20 protein-coding genes are annotated in these 18,263 nt (G+C 51.2%); 9 read left to right on the plus strand and 11 right to left on the minus strand.

The window, feature by feature from the left end:
• Positions 1 to 79 precede the first annotated feature (79 nt).
• Positions 80 to 1,327: an NAD(P)/FAD-dependent oxidoreductase gene (locus ACNQKP_RS02595; RefSeq protein ID WP_417862659.1), complete on the plus strand. Its 1,248-nt coding sequence runs from the start codon at positions 80 to 82 to the stop codon at positions 1,325 to 1,327.
• A 34-nt stretch (positions 1,328 to 1,361) separates the two neighbouring features.
• Here the strand turns inward: ACNQKP_RS02595 and infA are convergent, their stop codons facing one another.
• The 5 genes from infA to ACNQKP_RS02620 all read right to left on the minus strand — a co-directional run bounded on the left by infA (position 1,362) and on the right by ACNQKP_RS02620 (position 5,001).
• Positions 1,362 to 1,583, minus strand: a complete 222-nt coding sequence (gene infA, locus ACNQKP_RS02600) for a translation initiation factor IF-1 (protein WP_011162918.1) — start codon at positions 1,581 to 1,583, stop codon at positions 1,362 to 1,364.
• Between the two features lie 64 nt (positions 1,584 to 1,647).
• Positions 1,648 to 1,965 carry an RNA recognition motif domain-containing protein gene (locus ACNQKP_RS02605; RefSeq protein WP_374031806.1) on the minus strand — a complete coding sequence of 106 codons (318 nt, stop codon included), beginning with the start codon at positions 1,963 to 1,965 and terminating at the stop codon, positions 1,648 to 1,650.
• A 256-nt stretch (positions 1,966 to 2,221) separates the two neighbouring features.
• Positions 2,222 to 3,577: a DEAD/DEAH box helicase gene (locus ACNQKP_RS02610; RefSeq protein WP_417862660.1), complete on the minus strand. Its 1,356-nt coding sequence runs from the start codon at positions 3,575 to 3,577 to the stop codon at positions 2,222 to 2,224.
• Positions 3,578 to 3,671: 94 nt separating this feature from the next.
• Entirely contained in the window at positions 3,672 to 4,169 is a 498-nt protein-coding gene (gene tpx / locus ACNQKP_RS02615) for a thiol peroxidase (RefSeq protein ID WP_417862661.1), read from the minus strand.
• A gap of 61 nt (positions 4,170 to 4,230) precedes the next feature.
• A complete protein-coding gene (locus ACNQKP_RS02620) occupies positions 4,231 to 5,001 on the minus strand; it encodes a transglycosylase SLT domain-containing protein (RefSeq protein ID WP_417862663.1) in 771 nt (256 codons plus the stop codon).
• A 196-nt stretch (positions 5,002 to 5,197) separates the two neighbouring features.
• Between ACNQKP_RS02620 and ACNQKP_RS02625 the strand changes: the two genes are divergently transcribed.
• Positions 5,198 to 5,815 (plus strand): 16S rRNA (guanine(527)-N(7))-methyltransferase RsmG, encoded by a 618-nt coding sequence (locus tag ACNQKP_RS02625; RefSeq protein ID WP_417862664.1) that lies wholly within the window; start codon positions 5,198 to 5,200, stop codon positions 5,813 to 5,815.
• On the opposite strand, the gene ACNQKP_RS02630 is transcribed toward ACNQKP_RS02625, so the two are convergent.
• Positions 5,816 to 6,976: a benzoate/H(+) symporter BenE family transporter gene (locus tag ACNQKP_RS02630; RefSeq protein WP_417862666.1), complete on the minus strand. Its 1,161-nt coding sequence runs from the start codon at positions 6,974 to 6,976 to the stop codon at positions 5,816 to 5,818.
• A 111-nt stretch (positions 6,977 to 7,087) separates the two neighbouring features.
• Here ACNQKP_RS02630 and ACNQKP_RS02635 point away from each other — a divergent pair, with 111 nt between their 5' ends.
• Both ACNQKP_RS02635 and ACNQKP_RS02640 read left to right on the plus strand, forming a co-directional pair.
• The gene (locus ACNQKP_RS02635) at positions 7,088 to 7,498 is read left to right on the plus strand and encodes an STAS/SEC14 domain-containing protein (RefSeq protein ID WP_417862668.1); all 411 of its coding nucleotides are present in this window, start codon (positions 7,088 to 7,090) and stop codon (positions 7,496 to 7,498) included.
• A complete protein-coding gene (locus ACNQKP_RS02640; RefSeq protein ID WP_417862670.1) occupies positions 7,455 to 8,303 on the plus strand; it encodes a pirin family protein in 849 nt (282 codons plus the stop codon). Before ACNQKP_RS02635 ends, ACNQKP_RS02640 begins: the two co-directional genes overlap by 44 nt.
• Here ACNQKP_RS02640 and ACNQKP_RS02645 read toward each other — a convergent pair.
• Both ACNQKP_RS02645 and ACNQKP_RS02650 read right to left on the minus strand, forming a co-directional pair.
• Entirely contained in the window at positions 8,300 to 8,914 is a 615-nt protein-coding gene (locus ACNQKP_RS02645; RefSeq protein WP_417862672.1) for a DUF899 family protein, read from the minus strand. The genes ACNQKP_RS02640 and ACNQKP_RS02645 overlap by 4 nt on opposite strands.
• 62 nt (positions 8,915 to 8,976) lie before the next feature.
• Positions 8,977 to 9,879, minus strand: a complete 903-nt coding sequence (locus ACNQKP_RS02650; protein ID WP_417862673.1) for an aminoglycoside phosphotransferase family protein — start codon at positions 9,877 to 9,879, stop codon at positions 8,977 to 8,979.
• Positions 9,880 to 9,993: 114 nt separating this feature from the next.
• On the opposite strand from ACNQKP_RS02650, the gene ACNQKP_RS02655 reads away from it, so the two are divergent.
• The gene (locus tag ACNQKP_RS02655; protein WP_231839245.1) at positions 9,994 to 10,860 is read left to right on the plus strand and encodes a M14 family metallopeptidase; all 867 of its coding nucleotides are present in this window, start codon (positions 9,994 to 9,996) and stop codon (positions 10,858 to 10,860) included.
• A gap of 6 nt (positions 10,861 to 10,866) precedes the next feature.
• Here the strand turns inward: ACNQKP_RS02655 and ACNQKP_RS02660 are convergent, their stop codons facing one another.
• A complete protein-coding gene (locus ACNQKP_RS02660; RefSeq protein WP_417862676.1) occupies positions 10,867 to 11,847 on the minus strand; it encodes an NAD(P)H-quinone oxidoreductase in 981 nt (326 codons plus the stop codon).
• A gap of 127 nt (positions 11,848 to 11,974) precedes the next feature.
• Here ACNQKP_RS02660 and ACNQKP_RS02665 point away from each other — a divergent pair, with 127 nt between their 5' ends.
• A complete protein-coding gene (locus ACNQKP_RS02665) occupies positions 11,975 to 12,355 on the plus strand; it encodes a cell wall hydrolase (RefSeq protein WP_417862678.1) in 381 nt (126 codons plus the stop codon).
• On the opposite strand, the gene rnk is transcribed toward ACNQKP_RS02665, so the two are convergent.
• Positions 12,352 to 12,768 (minus strand): nucleoside diphosphate kinase regulator, encoded by a 417-nt coding sequence (rnk, locus tag ACNQKP_RS02670; RefSeq protein WP_417862680.1) that lies wholly within the window; start codon positions 12,766 to 12,768, stop codon positions 12,352 to 12,354. The genes ACNQKP_RS02665 and rnk overlap by 4 nt on opposite strands.
• A 218-nt stretch (positions 12,769 to 12,986) precedes the next feature.
• Positions 12,987 to 13,880: a phosphate/phosphite/phosphonate ABC transporter substrate-binding protein gene (locus ACNQKP_RS02675; RefSeq protein WP_417862682.1), complete on the minus strand. Its 894-nt coding sequence runs from the start codon at positions 13,878 to 13,880 to the stop codon at positions 12,987 to 12,989.
• A gap of 123 nt (positions 13,881 to 14,003) precedes the next feature.
• Here ACNQKP_RS02675 and ACNQKP_RS02680 point away from each other — a divergent pair, with 123 nt between their 5' ends.
• Genes ACNQKP_RS02680 through ACNQKP_RS02690 form a run of 3 tightly spaced genes read left to right on the plus strand, consistent with a single transcriptional unit; the run spans position 14,004 to position 18,229 of the window.
• Complete coding sequence (locus ACNQKP_RS02680) at positions 14,004 to 14,309, plus strand: Hpt domain-containing protein (protein ID WP_417862684.1); 306 nt, start codon at positions 14,004 to 14,006, stop codon at positions 14,307 to 14,309.
• A gap of 6 nt (positions 14,310 to 14,315) precedes the next feature.
• The gene (locus tag ACNQKP_RS02685; protein ID WP_417862686.1) at positions 14,316 to 17,714 is read left to right on the plus strand and encodes an ATP-binding protein; all 3,399 of its coding nucleotides are present in this window, start codon (positions 14,316 to 14,318) and stop codon (positions 17,712 to 17,714) included.
• An 11-nt stretch (positions 17,715 to 17,725) separates the two neighbouring features.
• On the plus strand, positions 17,726 to 18,229 hold the full coding sequence (locus tag ACNQKP_RS02690; protein ID WP_011162897.1) for a response regulator: 504 nt from the start codon (positions 17,726 to 17,728) through the stop codon (positions 18,227 to 18,229).
• The last annotated feature ends 34 nt before the right edge of the window (positions 18,230 to 18,263 follow it).

An 18,263-nucleotide genomic window follows, 5' to 3' on the forward strand; every position in this document is an offset into this window, starting at 1 on the left:
ATGCAAATATCCTCATGACCACGAAAATTCAGGCCCAGCCCCACTTGCTTTTGAGTATGAAACTTTATCAAATGTAGAAATGCAAAATAAAGAAGTGGATATTCTGGTCGTAGGCGCCGGTATTATTGGCGCGTCTGTGGGTGCTGAACTTTCTCGTCGGGGCGCCAAAGTATGTGTAATTGATAAAGGTACAGTCGGCAAAGGCTGTTCCTACGGCAATGCCGGATGGATGACCCCTTGCTTCGCGATGCCCTTGCCAATGCCGGGCATGCTGATTAAGTCCATGAAGTGGCTGCTGAATCCAGAGGGTCCTCTTTATATCAAACCTTCTTTGTCTTTGGATCTGGCAAACTGGATGTACCACTTTATGAAGAACATGAACGCCACTCAGGCTCGCCGCGCCGTGGACGCCTTGGTGGTGCTTTCCCAGAAAAGCCTGACTGAATATGAAAAGCTGGGACAGCTTTATCCAGAAATCCGTTTCCAGCAAAAAGGTCTGATGATGGTCAGCCGCACCCAAGCCGGTGTGGCCGCCGCCGTTGAGGAGCTGGAATACGTCAAAGACATCGGTGTTACGGGCAAGATTTTGAATGGCGACGACATCCAGCAGATGGAGCCCGCGTTGAAGGCTCCCCTTCTGGGCGGCGTTTACTTTGATAAAGAAGCCATGGCTGAACCCTATCTGGTGGTCCAGGCGCTGGCCAAAGAAATCCGCAAACACGGCGGCGAGATTTTAGAAAACTGCGAACTGCAGGATATGGAAATCTCCGGCAACGGCATTGAGTCCGTAAAAACATCCCAAGGCATCATTCGCGCCAAGCAGATTGTCATGGCCACCGGCAGCTGGTCCAAATCCATGGCCAAGATGATGCGTCTGCGTGTGCCGATTCTGGGTGGCAAAGGTTATGCGATGATCGTTCCGACCTTGGAAAAGCAACCGCAGTACCCGATCATGCTGGTCGAAAAAAAGATCGCCATCACCCCACGCGAAAACTCTCTGCGCATTGCCGGCACCCTGGAACTGGTCGATCAGGACTTCTCGATCACGCAAAGACGTGTCGAGAGCATTAAAAAAGGTGCGAAAGAATTCTTGCATTTGCCTGAAGAGCTTCAAGTCCGGGAACTGTGGGCGGGACTTCGCCCGTGCACTCCGGATGGTGTGCCTTTGATTGGATATCATAACAATCTGAATAATCTGGTTTTGGCCGTGGGCCACCAGATGCTGGGACTGCAAAGCGGCGCCGGCACAGGACTGCTGGTCGCAGATCTTATCGAAGGCAAGAAACCGTTTATTGATATGTCGGTTGTAAACGCGAATCGTTTCTAAATTCGATTCGCGCCTTAAGGATCCTGGAAAATTATTAGGCTTTAAAGCGATGAGTAATGAGTCCGTGGGTGGGGTCATAAGGTGACAAACCCACGGTGACACGGTCACCGACCACAACTTTGATTCTGAACTTTTTCATTTTTCCGCACAAGCGCGCGCGAATATCAACACCGTTATCAAGAGTGATGAAATAAACACCCCCGCCGGACATGTCAGATACTTTTCCGTCAATACTTACCAAATCGTCCTTTGCCATAGGCCTCCCTGCACTTTAAAAAAAACAAGGCCGGTCTTTTGAGGAACCGGCCTTCCCATGGTTCTTAGTAAGAACGGCGAGAGCCGCCGCCGAAGCCGCCGCCATTGCGACGTGGGCCGCCACCAGAGCGTGGCTCTTGTGGTTTAGCTTCAGAAATGTTCATTGCACGACCCGCCAACTCCATACCGTTCAATTTCTCAATTGCGGCGCGAGCTTCGGTATCAGTGGACATTTCAACAAAAGCGAAGCCTTTGCTGCGACCTGTTTCACGGTCCGTGATCATGTTGACAGAATCAACAGTGCCGAACTCCGCGAAAACATCATTTAGTTGATCTTGATCGACATTGAAAGAAAGATTGCCGACGTAAATTTTTTTTCCCATTTTTTGCCTCCGTTAAAAGCTTGGGGGCCATTCGCAGAAGACAAAAGGACATCTAATGAACTATGTGAACGACAGTGTGATCCTTAGTAGAACACACGCGAGTGGCGATAGATATAGCCAAATCGGCATATGAAGAAAGTATACAAAACACTGCCTCAAGTCGCTCACCGCCGAACTGACACTGAAATCAGTCAAAATACATCAAGCCGTTCATCGGGGTGAGTCACACTCGCTCTGTTTTCAGAGAGCCTTTTCTTTATTTTCTCTTCGCAAATCCTGACTTCTTCGGTCCTGATTTTTTGGGCGCTACAGTTTTACCGGCAAAGGGATTGATTTTGCCGCCTTTGCTTTTAGGTTTTCCCACGGGGGTCGCGCTTTTCGCGGCTTGAGGTTTCCCCGGCGCATTCCGGCGAGGAGGTTCATTGCCTTTGGCAGGTTTGTTTTTATCAAACTTTTTCGAGCGATCAATGAACGCAAAAGTCGGATCGACTTTGATTTCCTGAGCGCCCTGCAAGTAGCCTTTGATTTTGGCGTACATGCGTGTGTCTGACGGCGTGACAAAGGTGATGGCCTCACCACCACGGCCCGCGCGAGCGGTCCGTCCGATTCGGTGCAGGAAGTCCTCTGACTGGAATGGCAGATCAAAATTCACCACGTGATCCACATGCGGTACATCCAGGCCCCGCGCCAGCAGATCGGTTGCCACGACGATGCGGATTTCGCCTTCACGGAAGCCTCGAACCACACGGTTTCTTTGCCCTTGAGAAAGCCCGCCGTGAATCAGGTCGGTTGAAAAACCGTATTCCTTCAAATAGTTCCCGACTGCCTCGCAGTTTTCCTGATTGCCCGTGAAGACGATCACACCGCCGCGAGTGGCGTTGAGTTCATCCAGCAAACGGTCATTTTTCATCGAACGATCCAGGAACAGAACCTTTTGTTTCAGGCTTTCCACCGGCGCTTCGGCTTTTTCTGAACGCACCATCACCACATCAGGTTTCATGAACAATTGTGCGATGGATTCCACATTGGAACCAAAGCTTGCCGAGAACATCATTGTCTGGCGCGGACCACGCAGAGTGCTTTGAATCGTGCGAAGCTGCGGGGCAAAGCCCATGTCCAGCATGCGGTCGGCTTCATCCAGGACGATCACTTCCACATTCTGCAAAAGCAGCTTGTTGCCGGAAAGATGGTCATTCATGCGACCCGGCGTCGCGATGATCAGACGCGGATTTTTCTTCAGTTGGTTGGCTTGCTTTGAACCCGTGGTCCCGCCGATTGCCAGGCACACAGACACCGGCATTTCTGCACAAAGTTCCAGAAAGACTTTGTAGATCTGCTGGGCCATTTCACGGCTGGGCACCAGAATCAGGCCGCGCGCCTCAGGCTTTCTTTGCAAAGTGGTCAGTAAAGACAAGGCAAAAGCCAGCGTCTTGCCACTGCCGGTCTGAGCAATGGCAATGATATCAGAACCATCCAGGCTTGCCGGGATGGCCTGGCTTTGTACCGGCGTCGGTTTGGAGATCTTCATTTTGGTCAAAGCCGGCATCAGCACGGGTGCCAGGTTCATTTCCTGAAAGCTATGGGCGCGAACGGGGGAATTATGCAATTTCATAGCGGGCAGGTGTACCACAACCTGTTGAAAAGAGACAAAAAAAAGCGGCTTTGAGCCTTCGCCCAAAGCCGCTTTGCAATTATAACAGACCTGATTACTTCAAAGACGCCAAAGCCGCTTCGTAATTTGGCTCATTCACGATCTCGGACACCTGCTCGACATACAAAACCTTGTTATCAGCAGAAAGAGTCACCACGGCACGGGAAAGAAGACCCGCCAGCGGAGAATCCATGATTTGAACGCCCCAGTCCTTGCCGAAAGAGCTGCGGAAAGTGGAAACAGTCTCGCAGTTCTTGATGCCTTCAGCGCCACAGAAGCGGGCTTGAGCAAACGGAAGGTCCGCAGAGATGTTCAGAACAACTGTGTTATCCAGTTTGGAAGCTTCCTGATTGAAGCGACGAACAGATGCAGCACAAGTGCCGGTGTCCACGCTTGGGAAGATGTTCAAAACTTTCTTTTTGCCTGCGAAGGTGTTCAAAGAGACTTCAGAAAGATCGTTGCGCACAAATTTGAAGTCTTTGGCAGCAGTGCCCGCCTCAGGAAGAGTGCCGGAAGTGTTAACGGGATTGCCCTTGAGTGTGATCGATGCCATGGATGCTCCTTTTGTTTAAGCGAACCCAGCATAGCACCGATCCGGTGAAGATCAAAACGATCTACTTGCAAATGGACAGATTCTGGCTCCAGCTGACGATGGACTTATAGCTGGTCTTGTCACCGGCGCGCAGCACAGACCAGTAACGAGCGCCGCCTTTCCAGGCACCGTTTACTTTACCGGCAATACGTCCGTCGCGACCCACCCAGCGATCCAGGATTCTGATACCACAGCTCAGGTTTTGCAATGGATCATGAAGATCTTTGGTGGACTTAAAGCCACAGCCATAGGCATTGCCTGACTCGATGGAAATCTGCAACAAGCCACGGCTGATCACACGATTGCCGTTGCTGTCGTTGAAGTCCTCGGTGTAGGACATTGCGGTTTTAAAGTTACTCTCAAATCTGACCATGGACGACAGAACAAAAGCCCAATACTGCTTGCGCTGTGCATAGGACAGACTGGAATATTTCGGACAGAACAGACTGCGGTCCGCAGGAATCACATCCAGCAGATTCGGACCCAGTTTATCCAGTGCACTGTAAACGTGAGTGGACCAAGCCTTGCCGTCCGCAACCTTGTCTTCCCAAAGAGGAATGACTTCGCGCAGATTATTATCAACTGAAGGAGGCGTCACCGGTGGAACCACTTCCGGTTCCACGGGATCCGGCGTCGTGGCGCCGGTGTCGGTGTCAGTATCAGGAGTCGACGACGAGGAGTTTTCCGATGAAGCCACCGTCGTGGAGCTAGAGGATTTACAACCCGCCAGTATCTGAACAACAAGCAACAGGGCGACTACGAAAAATAGTTTGTGTCGAGGGGTGTTTTGCATTCTGAACCCATCGGCATAAATGGAGGCCCTCTTTACTGTTGGCCAAACTGTCGAAGTTTTTGTAATTTTCTGGGCCTTTTTCCGTAAACCGAAAATCATGGATTTCCTACACACCGAAGGCCTGTTCGCGGCAAAAAAGTGAACCGGCCCAGAGTCTGAACTTCCCTTTTGGCTGCGAAGTCTTTACAACTGGGGAATGTCTGAACATTTCGAAAAACGTCGTCCGGTCTTTTTACAGCTTGGTTTCAACGAAGCAGCTCTGCCTCAATTGAAGGCCTATCTGGATCTGTTGTGGTCCTCCAACGAAGAATTGAATCTGATCAGCCGAAAAATGACCTACGAAGAACTGATCGACAATCACGTCATCGACTGTCTGCTGCCGATCAAAGACTTTCCCAAAGATGTGAAAGTCGCGGCGGACTTTGGTTCCGGCGGGGGCCTGCCGGGTGTGATCTATGCGATCCAGTTCCCGAATGTGGAATATCATCTGTTTGAAAAATCCAAATTGAAACAGGACTTCTTAAATCGCTGCGTAAGCATTGCGCCGAATCTGCGCATACACGGCGAGATCCCGCCAAAGCTTGAAAAAATCGAAGTGGTTTCTTCCCGCGCATTTAAGCCGGTCGATGTAATTTTGGAATTCAGCCGTGATTATTATAAAAAAGGCGGCAGGTACTTCCTGCTAAAAGGCCGCAAAGAAAAGATCGACGAAGAAGTCGTTCTGGCCCGCAAGAAATTCAAGGACCTGAAGGTCACCATCCAGCCTCTGAGTTCTCCGGTGCTGGATGTGGAACGTCATCTGGTTCTGATTTGATTATTTTGGCCTTGTCACCACAAGGCCAATGCCTCCGGCGACCAGGCCCCAAAATGGCGAGCCGATCCCCCACAATGTTACACCCGAAGCGGTCACCAGGAACGTGAGCAGAGCGGCCTCTCGGCTCCAGTCTTCACGCATGGCGGAAGCCAGACCATTGGCAATCGTCGCAAACAAGGCAATGCCCGCCACCGACAAAATCAGTTCCTTCGGGAAGGCTGCAAACACCGCCATGATCGAGGCGGCAAAAAGTGAAATCAACAAATAGAAAACACCCGCGGAAATAGAGCTGATATAGCGCTTGGCGGGATCTTTGTGGGCTTCCGGCCCCGCACAAATCGCGGCCGTGATCGCCGCAAAATTCACCGAGAACGCCCCGAAGGGTGCCAGCAACATGGTGGCAAGACCCGTTCCTGTGATCACCGGAGAAATCGGCGGCTGATAGCCGGAAGCTTTTAACACGGCCACTCCGGTCAGATTCTGCGAGGCCATCGTCACCACAAACAGTGGCAATCCAATCCCGATCATCACCGGGAAAGAAAACGCGGGAGCCACAAATTCAGGCTTGGCAAATTCGAGGTGCACCGAAGAGAAATCCAACATCCCCTGCACCTGCGCCACCAGCACACCCGCCAGCAATACAAAGAGCACGGAAAAACGCGGACTGAACCGACGGGCAGCAAAATAAACAGCCAGCATGATCAGCACCAATACGGGCTGTGCCTTCAGCGAATGAAACACATCCATCCCAAAACGCACCAACACCCCGGCAAGCATGGCCGACGCCAGCGCCACCGGAATACGGTTGGCCACGCGGGCAAAAATTCCCGTGATCCCGGAAAGCACGATCAGCACACCACAGAAGACAAAGGCTCCGATCACTTCCGGCATCGGGATGGGAGTCGCAAAACTAGCCACCAACAAAGCGGTGCCCGGCGTGGACCACGCGGCAAGGATCGGCATCTTGTAATGCCACGAGAAAAGAATCGAAACCAACCCCGCCCCGACACAAACGGCAAAGACCCAGGAACTCGCCTGAGACGTCGTAGCCCCTGCGGCCTGGGCTGCTTGGAAAAGAAGGGCCACTGAGCTTGCAAAGCCCACCAGCACCGCCACGATGCCTGTCGCCACACTGGGAAGAACGGAAGTCATTGATTTCATGCCTGAACGCTACCACGCACTTTGCCGTTCAACAAGGAGGGGGAATTTAATTTGTCCCCGTTCCGCCTTGTGAAAGACGATAACAAACTCATCTGCAAGAAGGAGTTTGCCATGTTGAAAGTGACCGCTGAACACCCCGAATTCAAATACATCGAAATTCTGGTCGATGGAGATATTAATAAGGATTCCGTCGTACCCCTTCTGAATCTGATACAAAAACGCATCGACGACTGGGGTGAAGTCAGTGTTCTGGAGGAAGTGCGTGATATCGGCAAGGTAGAGCTTGCGGCCTTCTGGAAAGACCTTCGTTTTGGCATAAAAAATCTCAAGAAAATCCCAAAAGCTGCTATAGTCACAGACATCCACTGGGTGAAAAACGTCAGTAATTTCTTTGATCCGATTGTGGGCACTGACATCGAGGTTTTCACCCGCAAAGAGCTGGATCAGGCCCGCGCCTGGCTGGCGGAAAAGGAACCGGATGAAGCAACGATCAATAAAGCAAGTGGCCTCCGCAATCCGTGAGGATATAGACGATCTTGTCACCCGTCGCGCACTTCCCACCAATCAAGTGCGCATCGTGGATCCTTTTTTGTTTTTGAATCATCACGGTCCACAGACTTATCCGTCGCCAAATCATGGATTGCCCTTTGGTCCCCATCCGCACCGGGGTTTTGAAACCGTGACCTTTATTCTTGAAGGCGACATTGCCCACCGTGACAGCGGCGGACACGAAAGTGTGATCAACGCCGGCGGTGTGCAATGGATGACTGCCGGAGACGGGCTGGTTCATGAAGAGGTCTCTTCTGCCGAATTCATGAAAAATGGCGGCCCGCTGGAGATTCTTCAGCTGTGGGTGAATCTTCCCGCCAAACTTAAAAGAACCAAACCCAGCTACAAAGGCCTGCAAGCCCCGGATATTCCAAAGATCAAAACCGACGACGGCAAAGTGACCGTGGAAGTGGTTTCGGGAAACTGGTTGGGACAAAATGGCGCCTTCAATCCCCTAGTGGATATTCAGTGTCAGGTACTTCACCTCAAAGCCTCAGCCCAGCTGGATCTGACAGTTTCAGCGCCGAGGAATGTTTTCTTTTACCTCGTGCGTGGAACTGTGACCGTCAACGGTCACACCGCTGAAAGATTTCAGCTGGTTGAGTTTAACAACGACGGTGATACCTTGCGCGTGAATGCGGAAGAAGATGCCGTGATCCTTTTTGCTCATGCTGATCCTTTCAATGAACCCGTGGTTTCTCACGGACCGTTTGTGATGAACACCAAAGCAGAAATCATCGAGGCCATTGAAGACTATCAGGCCGGGAAATTCGGCTAAAGACTCAGATTCATCCCGCCGTCATCCATTCTTTCCGGACGGCTCCAGTAACGGTACTGGGGTGTCCAATCATCCATGCCGATGCCGGCAAGACTGAGCAGACTCCACACCGGGCAGAAAGTATCCCCGGGTCCCACGACGCTGCTGTTCTTCTTGAAGATCCGCTCGCCACGGCGTTCATAGTACACCAGTCCCGGCATATTGTTTTTGCCCGGCACCACACTCTGTTCCCGGATATAGAGACCTCCGCCATGAGACACCATGTTGAATCTCCAGCCCCGGTCATTGGCGAAACGCCGCTGCACTTCCGGAGAATCCTTTGAAAACATGACCACGGTGAATTGCTCCTCCAGTGCAGGCAAGAAAGCATTGTATCCGTCCGCCCACATCGTGCACGACCGGCAGCCCTGCCCCATGTTGTGAATGGCGAGCAACCGGTCCTTGCCGTCAAAGAGATCGCGCAAGGTGACTTCTCCGTTTAAGTTTTTAAAAATGTAGTTTTTGACTTCCAGCGGAGGATTTTCTTTTCTTAAGATTTCCAGCCGGCGCTGCAAACGATAGATGTCGTTTTCAATCTTTTGGATTTCGCCCAGAGGATTTTCATTCAACATAAACGCCCCCTGCCTTCATTCTAGTTACAGTGGAAGTTTTTGTCCGCGTGTATTCCGTCAGGTCATGACGCGATCTTACTGCCAAGTATCCGGACAATCTGCAGAAGGTTTTCCGGAACCTCTTGTCGATCCTCAATGCTCCAGGCGGCTGACAGCATCGAATAGCAGAATGTCCATCCCAAAATACGATGAGGATCCATCGCAAGCTCGCGATATAGAATGTCCAGACGCTGATCAAGAATCTTTTCCAGCAGTTGTCCTGAAGGATAACAATCCAGCGGATTTGAAATCATCGCCCCGACTTCAAAGGCTGGATCACCCACATATCCATGTGGATCAATAACCTTCCAACCGTCGGCAGAAGCCAGAATATTGTCATGATGAAGGTCCCCGTGTAAAAGCACATCGCGCGGAGCCGTCATACAAAGTTCGTCATAAAGAACAGCCACCAGTAGCACCAGCTCTGAAGAAAGTTTTCCGTGCAATAGTGACAGTGTCGGCAGGAAGTCGCGCACATGCTTGTAAGGCAGGATCCCCGCGGGCCGCTCTTTACCCAAAGACCGGATCATTTGCGCAATCACTGACGTGGCTTCGCCATCTTTACCGGCCTTCACAAGTGATTTCAGTGAACTGCCCGGAGACACCATCTGCATCATAAAAGCTCTTTGATCCGATTCCACCGCCAGCACTGCCGGAGTGACTTCGGAATAGTATTTAAGCCATTGCAGCTCTTTATCCAGAACTCCATCAGGACAAAGTACTTTGATCACCACAGGATTTTTTTGCGCATTGGTGCGTGCATATCCCACAAAGTTATAAGAAAGATCTTCGGCGTGCCCGGTGATCGTCAGATCCCAGCGTTCACAAAGCCCGCGCAACAAAAACGGAAGGCCGTGCAGCCATTCTTCGCCAGCAATGCCAAAAGTGTCGCGGATGTTTTTCACGAACGGTGCGGGAAAATTCATACTATTGACTCTGGCACAGCGCTTCGGAAAAAGTAAGCAGGTACCTTTTGGACCTTGATCCAGATTGGCGGAGGGGCTTTTGACTTAAGACAGGAACGCGCTGAGCCTGAATTCATGCTAGAAATGATTCTGTCTTTATTTCTGATGACGAAAGCCGCTCCTGCAAGCAATTACGCGAGTGTGACTGACACTCTTCGCCGCATTGTTCAGGAAAATCCCACCAACGCTCAATGGATCGATATCGGTCCGTCTGATTCCGGTCAGATGATCTCGGGTCTTAAAATCGGAAACGGTGAAATCGCCGATCTGATTGTTGCCACTCACCACGGCAATGAATACGGCTCCACCGCTGTCGCCCTGGGGGCTGCTGAAGCGTTTGCCAGAAACCCGATTCCAGGTCACACCGTGTACGTGATTCCGGTTTTGAATATCTCCGGCTACAACTCCCGCAATCGCTATGAGCGCACTTCCAGTGGCACCGTGGATCCCAACCGTGATTACCCGGGTCCGTGTGTGAACGGCGCCTCTCATCGCTCCAAAGCCACGAAAGCTTTGGCAGAGTTCCTGGAAAACGCCAAGATCGTCAGCTCCGCCACTTTGCACACGCACTGGCCGGCCGTTTTATATCCCTGGGGTTTTTCCACACGTGACACCAAAACCGAATACGACAGCACCTTCATCGGCCTTTCCAAAGACGCCGTGGTGGAAAGTGGTTATGAAGTGGGGAACTCCAAAGAACTTCTTTATGCCGCCGATGGCGCATTTGAAGACTATGCTTACTGGAAACATGGCGTGTGGTCATTGCTCTTTGAAATGGGCACGACTCATTCCCCGTCCCAGAATCAGATGAAACAAATGATTGAAGTGAATGTGCCGGGTCTTCGCCGCTTCTTTGAAAACGCGCCGAAACAGCGCGCTGTGAATCATGCCTTCACCGGCAAATGCGACAAGAGCTCCCGTCAAAGAGAGCACTTGGAATAAACTTGTCTAACGGGTCGTCAGCACAATCTTTCCGGTGTGCTGACTGGCTTCCATCATCGCGTGGGCCTCAGCGGCCTGTTCCAATTTCAAAACTTTATAAATCACCGGTCGCATCTGATTTTTATTCAAGAGCGGCCAGATATTCTGCAACAACGCCGTGGCAATGCGGGATTTTTCCGCGACCGGGCGTGCGCGCAAGGTTGAACCCGTCAAAGTCAGACGCTTAAACATCACTTTGCGCAAATCCAGCTCCACCTTCGCCCCTTGCATCGTTGCGATCTGCACCAGCCGCCCCTGGACGGCCAGGGCCTCAATGTTGCGGGCAAAGTAATCCCCGCCCACCATATCCAGAATCACATCCACACCCTTGTCAGCCGTAAGTGATTTCACCACACTGACAAAATCCTCTTCCTTGTACAGGATCACTCGTTCAGCCCCCAGCTCCTGACATATCGATACGGATTCTTTTTTTCCCACCGTCGTGAAAACCCGCACACCCATGGCCGAGGCCATTTGAATGGCCGTCGTGCCGATGCCGCCGGCTCCGCCGTGAATCAGAACACTTTCGCCTTTTTGCAGGCGACCGCTTTCAAACAAGTTGGTCCAAACGGTGAAGAAGGTCTCTGGCAAAGCGGCGGCTTCAACAACACTCATTCCCGTTGGAACAGGCAGGCACTGCCCCTCAGGGGCCGCAACGTATTCAGCATAACCACCACCAGAAACCAGCGCGCACACCATGTCGCCGACTTTCCACTTGCTGACACCCGCACCCACGGCCACAATCTTTCCGGCAATCTCAAGCCCCGGAATATCGGAGGCCCCCGGAGGTGGTGGATAAGTTCCCTGTCTTTGCGCGCAGTCCGGACGATTCACACCCGAGGCATGGATCTCGATCAACACTTCGCCGCTGGCAGGTTCAGGCCTGGTTCTTTCGGTGATTTTTAAAACTTCAGGTCCGCCGGGTTGGGTGATTTCAACTGCACGCATGAAAGTGACTCCTTCTGGGAATAATTCAAAATGCGCCCCTGTTTTTCCGTCGTCAAGACTTTGAAACTGGGCCATAGGCCAGTTGCCGGGCGTTAAGCCCGAAGACCAGAAACACGATAAGATTTGCATGAAGAAATGGCTGCTGGGGCTCATCATCGCAAGTGCTGCTACAACTCAAGCCGAAGATAGTTCGGTCTACACCTGCCGCTTTGACGGCGAGTACGGGAACTTTGCTTCCCTGCGTATGAAAAAGTATTTTGATCCCGCGGAAAACATGCAGATGGGCAAAGTCGATCTGCTGCAAAATCTGGTGGTCGTTGAAAGCACCCCGACCCGCGTTTATCAGATTCCCCTTTTGGACAATCAAACCTATGTGCAACTGTGGAACTCCAAAGACGTTCGCGTCGATGCGCAACTGTCTTTGTCACAGGGTGGCCGTGAATTCAAAGCCACCTACACCAAAAACGAAGAAAAGAAAGCTCTCGTGTGCCGAGAGCTTCGCGATTAAAGATCAAAATTTCCTGATGCTTCCGGCTGGTAAGTCACCGCCTGCACTTTCAGTTTTTTGCTTTGCCCGTTTGGCAGCTTCCAGTTGATCTCCTGACCGACACTTAGACCCAGCAACGCAATACCGACAGGTGCCAGAATGGACAGGCGGCCTTCTTCCAGTTTTGCATCCTGCGGATACACCAGGGTCATTTCACTTTCCTGACCGGAAACTTCATCCAGGAACTGCACGCGGGAATTCATCGTCACCACGTTTCTTGGAATCTCTTTTTGTGCGATCACGTTGGCGCGGCTCAGTTCTTCTTCCAGTGCTTCGGCAAAGGGGCCTTCCACCTGGGAAACCAATGCAGACAGACGATGGAAATCCAGATCAGTGACTAAAATGCGAGGCTCAGTGCTGTTGTTGTTGTTCATAACTCCTCCTAAAGGAATAAGAGCGTTTGTTTTAAGTTAATTTGAATTTTAAAAAAATGCGGGGAACTAAAAAGGTAAAACTAGGCCTTCAGCAGAATTTCTCTGCTGCAACAGAATCTTAGAATAAGATTTGCGAATGTTGCGAGGCCCATTAAGTCATTAAACCGCACTCAGCCCGTTTTTTCAAGGTCGAGTGCGAAAAGACCGTAAGTCACTGATTACTTTGCGGGTTCCTGAACCTGCTGGCTTATTTCCAACAGGATTTTGCGGGCCTGTTCATAGTCTTTGTCCGAGCAATCCTTGAATCCCTCCAGGTGATAGAGGTTTTTCAGCGCTTTTGCGCCTTCCGGCGTGGACGGGAAGCTTTTCAGGGCCGCGATCAACCGAGCCCCGATATCGGCCGGAAAGTCCTTGCGAAACACCACTGGATCACTGGGAATGGAGTCGGTCTTTTGCACAATATGCACTTTTTCATACACATCCGGAAACTGGGTCTTTACCAGTCGGCGCGCGTCCTGAGGAACGCCGTCTTCAGAAGGTGTGTGATAAGTCGCACCAGCATCCACACGCCCCTGATAAACCATCGTCACCACGCTGTCGTGTTTGCCGGCAAAAACCGTGTCGCCCAGCTTGATATTGTGATCTTTGAAAAGTTTTGCAGGCAGGACATAGCCAGACGTTGAAGCCGGATCCACATAAGCGAACTTTTTTCCCTGAAGATCGTTCAGGGTTTTTATTTTTGGATCCGCCGAGATGATCTGACCCCAATATTCAGAAATACCACGATTCACACCAATCAATTTTGCCTGCGCGCCATATTTATCGTGGGCTAAGACATAGCCAAACGTGTTTAAGATCGCCACATCCACTCGCTGTGAACCGATGGCCTCAACCACGGCCACATAGCTGACTGGCACCTGCATGCGCACATGCAGTCCGGACTTTTCTAAAATCCACTTTTCCAGCTGCTTGCCGTTTTCCATAAGCACGGCGGAATCCTGCCCTGGAACCAATGCAAACTGAATGGGCTTCTCACGACTTCCCAGTTCCTTTTGTGACGTGCATGTAATCAAAAAAACCGGTAAAAAATAGACCAGCAAATGCTTTAGCAAAGGGCTCTCCTGCAAATTTCTCATCGAATTTACTCTTGGTATTAAATGTATGCAATAAACACTGTCATAAACTAATATGAATTGTAAACATGAGCTGTTTTCGAGGATAAGGAGGGCATGGAAATGTCTAAGGTGAAGGTTGAAATCGATGCTGATCTACAAGATCTGATTCCTCAGTTTATTGAGAATCGGAAGAAGGACATTGAGTCCCTTAGCGCTCTCGTGGAGAAAAACGATCTCCAGTCCATCGCGCAAATGGCTCACAAAATCAAAGGTGCCGCTGCTGGATACGGCTTTGCCGAACTCAGCGACCTTGCCGCGCAAATGGAAGTTGCCGCAAAGAAAAATGATGCAACCCCTTTGCCTGAACTTGTGAAGAAAATGCGCATTCACTTTCTGAATGTCGAGATCCATTACGTCCCGATGTAGGAGCCTATGAACCACAAGAACCGCTTGTTTCTTTTTACCTCAGTTCTGGTACTGGGCACTTTGCTCATTGCCGGAACTGTCGGTTACAAGATGGGCAGTTCTTCCCTGGAACAAAGCACCCGCGAACGACTGGTGCAAATTCGCGACTTCAAATCAGATGAAATTCAAAAAGAATTTTCCTATCTGAAAAATGCGCTGGTGCTGACGTCGGAATACACCCCGATCCTGCAGTTCCTTCGTCGTTATCCCCAGGAACACCAGCAGCTGCAAAACTGGCTTCGCGCCAACGGCAAGGCCACCGCCTGGCGGAAAGAGATGGAAGAACGCAATCCTTCCCAGATCTCTGACTATCCCCGTATTCTGGAACAGCTCACCGCCCTGCCTCTGTTTTTACAATACCAGTTCCAGCAAAGCGCACGCACACAAAACCGCCCTCTGCCCCAACTGGCATCGATCAACGGGTTCTCGGATCTGAATTACTTCCGCAGCTATGAAAGTCTTCATTCGAAACTTTTTGATGTCATGGAACGATCCCAGCTCAGCGATGTCCTGCTGATTGAACCCAACGGCACCGTGGCGTACTCGGCAGCGAAGTCCCTGGCACTGGGGGATAATCTTATCTCCGGCCCGCTTTCAAACTCCCGCCTCGCTCAGGCGTATCGCTGGTCCCTGAATGCACCCAAGGGTGCCACCAAGTATTTTGACTTCACTCCGATCAGCCACTTCTGGCACACACCCGCCGCCTTCCTGACGATGCCCCTTTTTGATCAGACCCATTTTGTCGGGACCCTGGTGTTCCAGCTTTCTTTGGAGCGTATCGATCAGATCCTGAGCCACAACCGCAAATGGAAAGAACTGGGTCTTGGCATGACCGGTGAAGTTGTCGCTTTCGGCACCGACGGGTTTGTGCGCAACAGCCCTCGCCTGTATCTGGAAAGCCCGGATCACTTCATCCAAAAGGTCCGCCAGCAGGATGACTCCCGCGCCGCCCTGGAAAGCATAGAGCGATCTCGCTCGGCTTCTTTGTCTTTGATTCTTCCACCGAATCAGGTTCGTCGCTATATGGAGCGCGGTGTGGCTTTTGATTCCGGCGAAGACTACATGGGCACCCGCAGCCTGCAGTCGGCGGGCCGCGTGAATGTCGTCGACAACACCGACTGGATCATCATCAGCAAGATGGATCTGAATGAAAGCCTGGCACCGCTGTCCTATAAACTGCCGTGGTTCTTTATTGGCGGATTCCTGCTGTGGAGTCTGGCCCTGGCTGCCGCGTGGCTGGTTTATCGCCGTATGTTCTTCCCGTCGCAGGTCCTGGCGGATGGCATGGACAAGCTGAAGTCTCATGATTTCAGGGAAATTCTGCCTGTTCCTGAGGAAGAGGAGTACAAGGAACTGTACCAGAAATTTGACGAGGTCCGCGAAGACTTCCGCAAAACCAAAGCCGCCCGCGACTTCCTTGAAAATGTCGTCTATTCACTGAACGAAGTCTTTTTCATTGTTGAGGTTGAAGACGTCGAAGACAGTTTGCGAAAAAACTTCCGCGTGCGCGGATTCAACCCGACGGCGCAAACTTTGACCGGAGCTCCAGGGCCGACCTTGAAGCACAGCGATCTCAGTCTGTGGCTTGAAACCGACTATTCCGTGATTGAAAACTCATTGCGTGAACGCGATGCCAGCAAATCCACTCACACAGCTGAAGCATCATTGAAAAAGATCACCGGGGAACGTGTGCCTCTGGAAGTTTCCTGGGCCCGCGTGAATACGGAAAACAAAGACAAGATCCTTCTGGCCATGATGGGCACCGACATGCGCTGGAAAAAAGAAATTGAAAAAGAACTGAAGCTGAAAGAAGAGCTGCTGAAAGAATCGCAGTCTCTTTCCCGAACCGGTTCTTTCCGCTGGGACATACGCACTGGCAAATGCCTGTGGTCGGAAGAAGAATTCCACCTGCTGGGCTTAACTCCGGACAACGTGGTTCCCAGCTATGATTTGTTCCGCTCTTTGATTTTATCCGAGGACCTGCCCGTCTTTGACAAGGCTCTGGCTGAAGCGCATAAAAATATCGCCCCCTTCCATGTGGATCTGCGCATGAAAAAGCAGGACTCCAATGACCTGATCTGGGTGCGCTGTCAGGGCCGCACCGAATACGACGACTATGGCAACGCCCTGTTCATGTACGTGACCACTCAGGACATCACCGAACTTCGTCGCGTGGAACAGTCCCTGATCACCACCAAGAACGAGGCGCTGAAGGCTTCCCAGGCCAAGTCTGAATTCCTGGCCCAGATGAGTCACGAAATCCGCACGCCGATGAATGCAATCATGGGGATGGCCGAACTGCTGAAAGAGACCAAGCTTGATGCCGATCAAAAGTACTATGTGACGATCTTCTGCAAAGCCGGCGAAGTCCTGATGTCTTTGATTAATGATATTCTGGATCTTTCCAAAATTGAGGCCGGTGAAGTCTCTATCGAAAATATTCCGTTCGAGATGACAAAGTTGATTGCCGACGTTGAAGACATGATGAAACCCCGCGCTCTGGAAAAGGGTCTGGGATGCATTTGCGAAATTGCTCCGGGAGTTTCGCCTCACCTGATGGGAGATCCAACCAAACTTCGGCAGGTGCTGATCAACCTGATTGGGAACTCGATCAAATTCACCCATAAAGGTCAGGTGCGTCTGGTTATTGGTAAAAATCCGTCCAAAAAGGACACTCTTCTTATCAGTGTTACCGACACGGGCATTGGTATTCCCGACGATCGCCAGCACATGATCTTCCAGAAGTTCTCTCAGGCCGACAACTCCGTCACCCGAAAGTATGGTGGCACAGGCCTGGGCTTGGCGATTTCCAAGAGCCTGGTGGAGCTGATGGGTGGTCAGATCTGGTTTAAGAGCCGCCCGGGCACTGGAACGACCTTCTTCTTCACGATTCCGTATCGCGAACAGATCTATAATCCAGTGAACCATATGCCGGTGCCAATGCGCACCCCTGAACTGGATTTCGTAAGCCCGAAGCAGCGTGATCCAAGCCACAAAGTGAAGATCCTGATTGCCGATGACACCGAGGACAATCGCACCCTGTTCACTCATTATCTTAAGAACGAACCGTTTGAAATAATTGAAGCAGAGAATGGACTTCAAGCCATAGATCAGATAAAGTCAGGTGAGTTTGACATCGTCTTTATGGACGTGCAAATGCCTGAGATGGATGGCTACGCGGCCACCGATCGCATCCGTGAATGGGAAAAGGAAAGTCACAAGCCTCCGGTTCCTATCATCGCCTTGACGGCGCACGCTTTGGCGGAAGATCGGCAGAAATCTTTACGGGCCGGCTGCAACGATCACATCGCCAAGCCGTTTAAGAAGGACACCCTGTTGGGAGTCATTAACAAATACTCTCTGTAGGAGAACCAAGGATGGCTGCGCCACAAGAAGAGAAAAGCCGATTGCTCATCGTCGAGGACGATTCCGATATCCGAGAGCTATTGAAGCATTTCCTCAAAGAATTTGTGGATGAAATCGTGGAAGCCGAGGACGGCTCTGCCGCCCTTCAGTTCGTTAAAGCCCAGGAATTCGACACCATCTTGTCTGATATTGAAATGCCCCATATGAACGGTCTTAAGTTTTTGGCTTATGTGCGCTCTTTGGGTCAGATGACTCCGTTTGTGGTGCTGACTGCTCACGGTGATCATTCCCGCGCCCTGGAAGCTCTTTCTTTGGGTGCCTTTGACTTCATCACCAAGGACTCCAAACGCAAAGTCGTGATTGAAAGCGTCTGTGCGGCTTTGAAGTTCGGCCGTGAGATGAAGTCCTCCAAAAACGATGCTGTGAGATCCTCTCACCTTCGCAAAATCTATGCGGATATGTCTAAATCCTCTGAGATGAGACTGCGTAAGATTATCGAGGAAATGTCGTCCTAAGATTTGACCGGCTCCCGATTTGAGGCCATGTTAA

This window comes from Bdellovibrio bacteriovorus, assembly GCF_048286975.1.
GTDB classification, from domain to species: domain Bacteria; phylum Bdellovibrionota; class Bdellovibrionia; order Bdellovibrionales; family Bdellovibrionaceae; genus Bdellovibrio; species Bdellovibrio bacteriovorus_H.

Coding starts and splice junctions, on each gene's coding strand:
- infA (WP_011162918.1), bottom strand. CDS start 1,583: ATGGCAAAGGACGATTTGGTAAGTATTGACGGAAAAGTATCTGACATG.
- ACNQKP_RS02665 (WP_417862678.1), top strand. CDS start 11,975: ATGAAGAAATGGCTGCTGGGGCTCATCATCGCAAGTGCTGCTACAACT.
- ACNQKP_RS02660 (WP_417862676.1), bottom strand. CDS start 11,847: ATGCGTGCAGTTGAAATCACCCAACCCGGCGGACCTGAAGTTTTAAAA.
- tpx (WP_417862661.1), bottom strand. CDS start 4,169: ATGGCATCGATCACACTCAAGGGCAATCCCGTTAACACTTCCGGCACT.
- ACNQKP_RS02645 (WP_417862672.1), bottom strand. CDS start 8,914: ATGTTGAATGAAAATCCTCTGGGCGAAATCCAAAAGATTGAAAACGAC.
- ACNQKP_RS02690 (WP_011162897.1), top strand. CDS start 17,726: ATGGCTGCGCCACAAGAAGAGAAAAGCCGATTGCTCATCGTCGAGGAC.
- rnk (WP_417862680.1), bottom strand. CDS start 12,768: ATGAACAACAACAACAGCACTGAGCCTCGCATTTTAGTCACTGATCTG.
- ACNQKP_RS02685 (WP_417862686.1), top strand. CDS start 14,316: ATGAACCACAAGAACCGCTTGTTTCTTTTTACCTCAGTTCTGGTACTG.
- ACNQKP_RS02635 (WP_417862668.1), top strand. CDS start 7,088: ATGTTGAAAGTGACCGCTGAACACCCCGAATTCAAATACATCGAAATT.
- ACNQKP_RS02680 (WP_417862684.1), top strand. CDS start 14,004: ATGTCTAAGGTGAAGGTTGAAATCGATGCTGATCTACAAGATCTGATT.
- ACNQKP_RS02595 (WP_417862659.1), top strand. CDS start 80: ATGCAAAATAAAGAAGTGGATATTCTGGTCGTAGGCGCCGGTATTATT.
- ACNQKP_RS02630 (WP_417862666.1), bottom strand. CDS start 6,976: ATGAAATCAATGACTTCCGTTCTTCCCAGTGTGGCGACAGGCATCGTG.
- ACNQKP_RS02650 (WP_417862673.1), bottom strand. CDS start 9,879: ATGAATTTTCCCGCACCGTTCGTGAAAAACATCCGCGACACTTTTGGC.
- ACNQKP_RS02610 (WP_417862660.1), bottom strand. CDS start 3,577: ATGAAATTGCATAATTCCCCCGTTCGCGCCCATAGCTTTCAGGAAATG.
- ACNQKP_RS02620 (WP_417862663.1), bottom strand. CDS start 5,001: ATGCAAAACACCCCTCGACACAAACTATTTTTCGTAGTCGCCCTGTTG.
- ACNQKP_RS02625 (WP_417862664.1), top strand. CDS start 5,198: ATGTCTGAACATTTCGAAAAACGTCGTCCGGTCTTTTTACAGCTTGGT.
- ACNQKP_RS02655 (WP_231839245.1), top strand. CDS start 9,994: ATGCTAGAAATGATTCTGTCTTTATTTCTGATGACGAAAGCCGCTCCT.
- ACNQKP_RS02605 (WP_374031806.1), bottom strand. CDS start 1,965: ATGGGAAAAAAAATTTACGTCGGCAATCTTTCTTTCAATGTCGATCAA.
- ACNQKP_RS02640 (WP_417862670.1), top strand. CDS start 7,455: ATGAAGCAACGATCAATAAAGCAAGTGGCCTCCGCAATCCGTGAGGAT.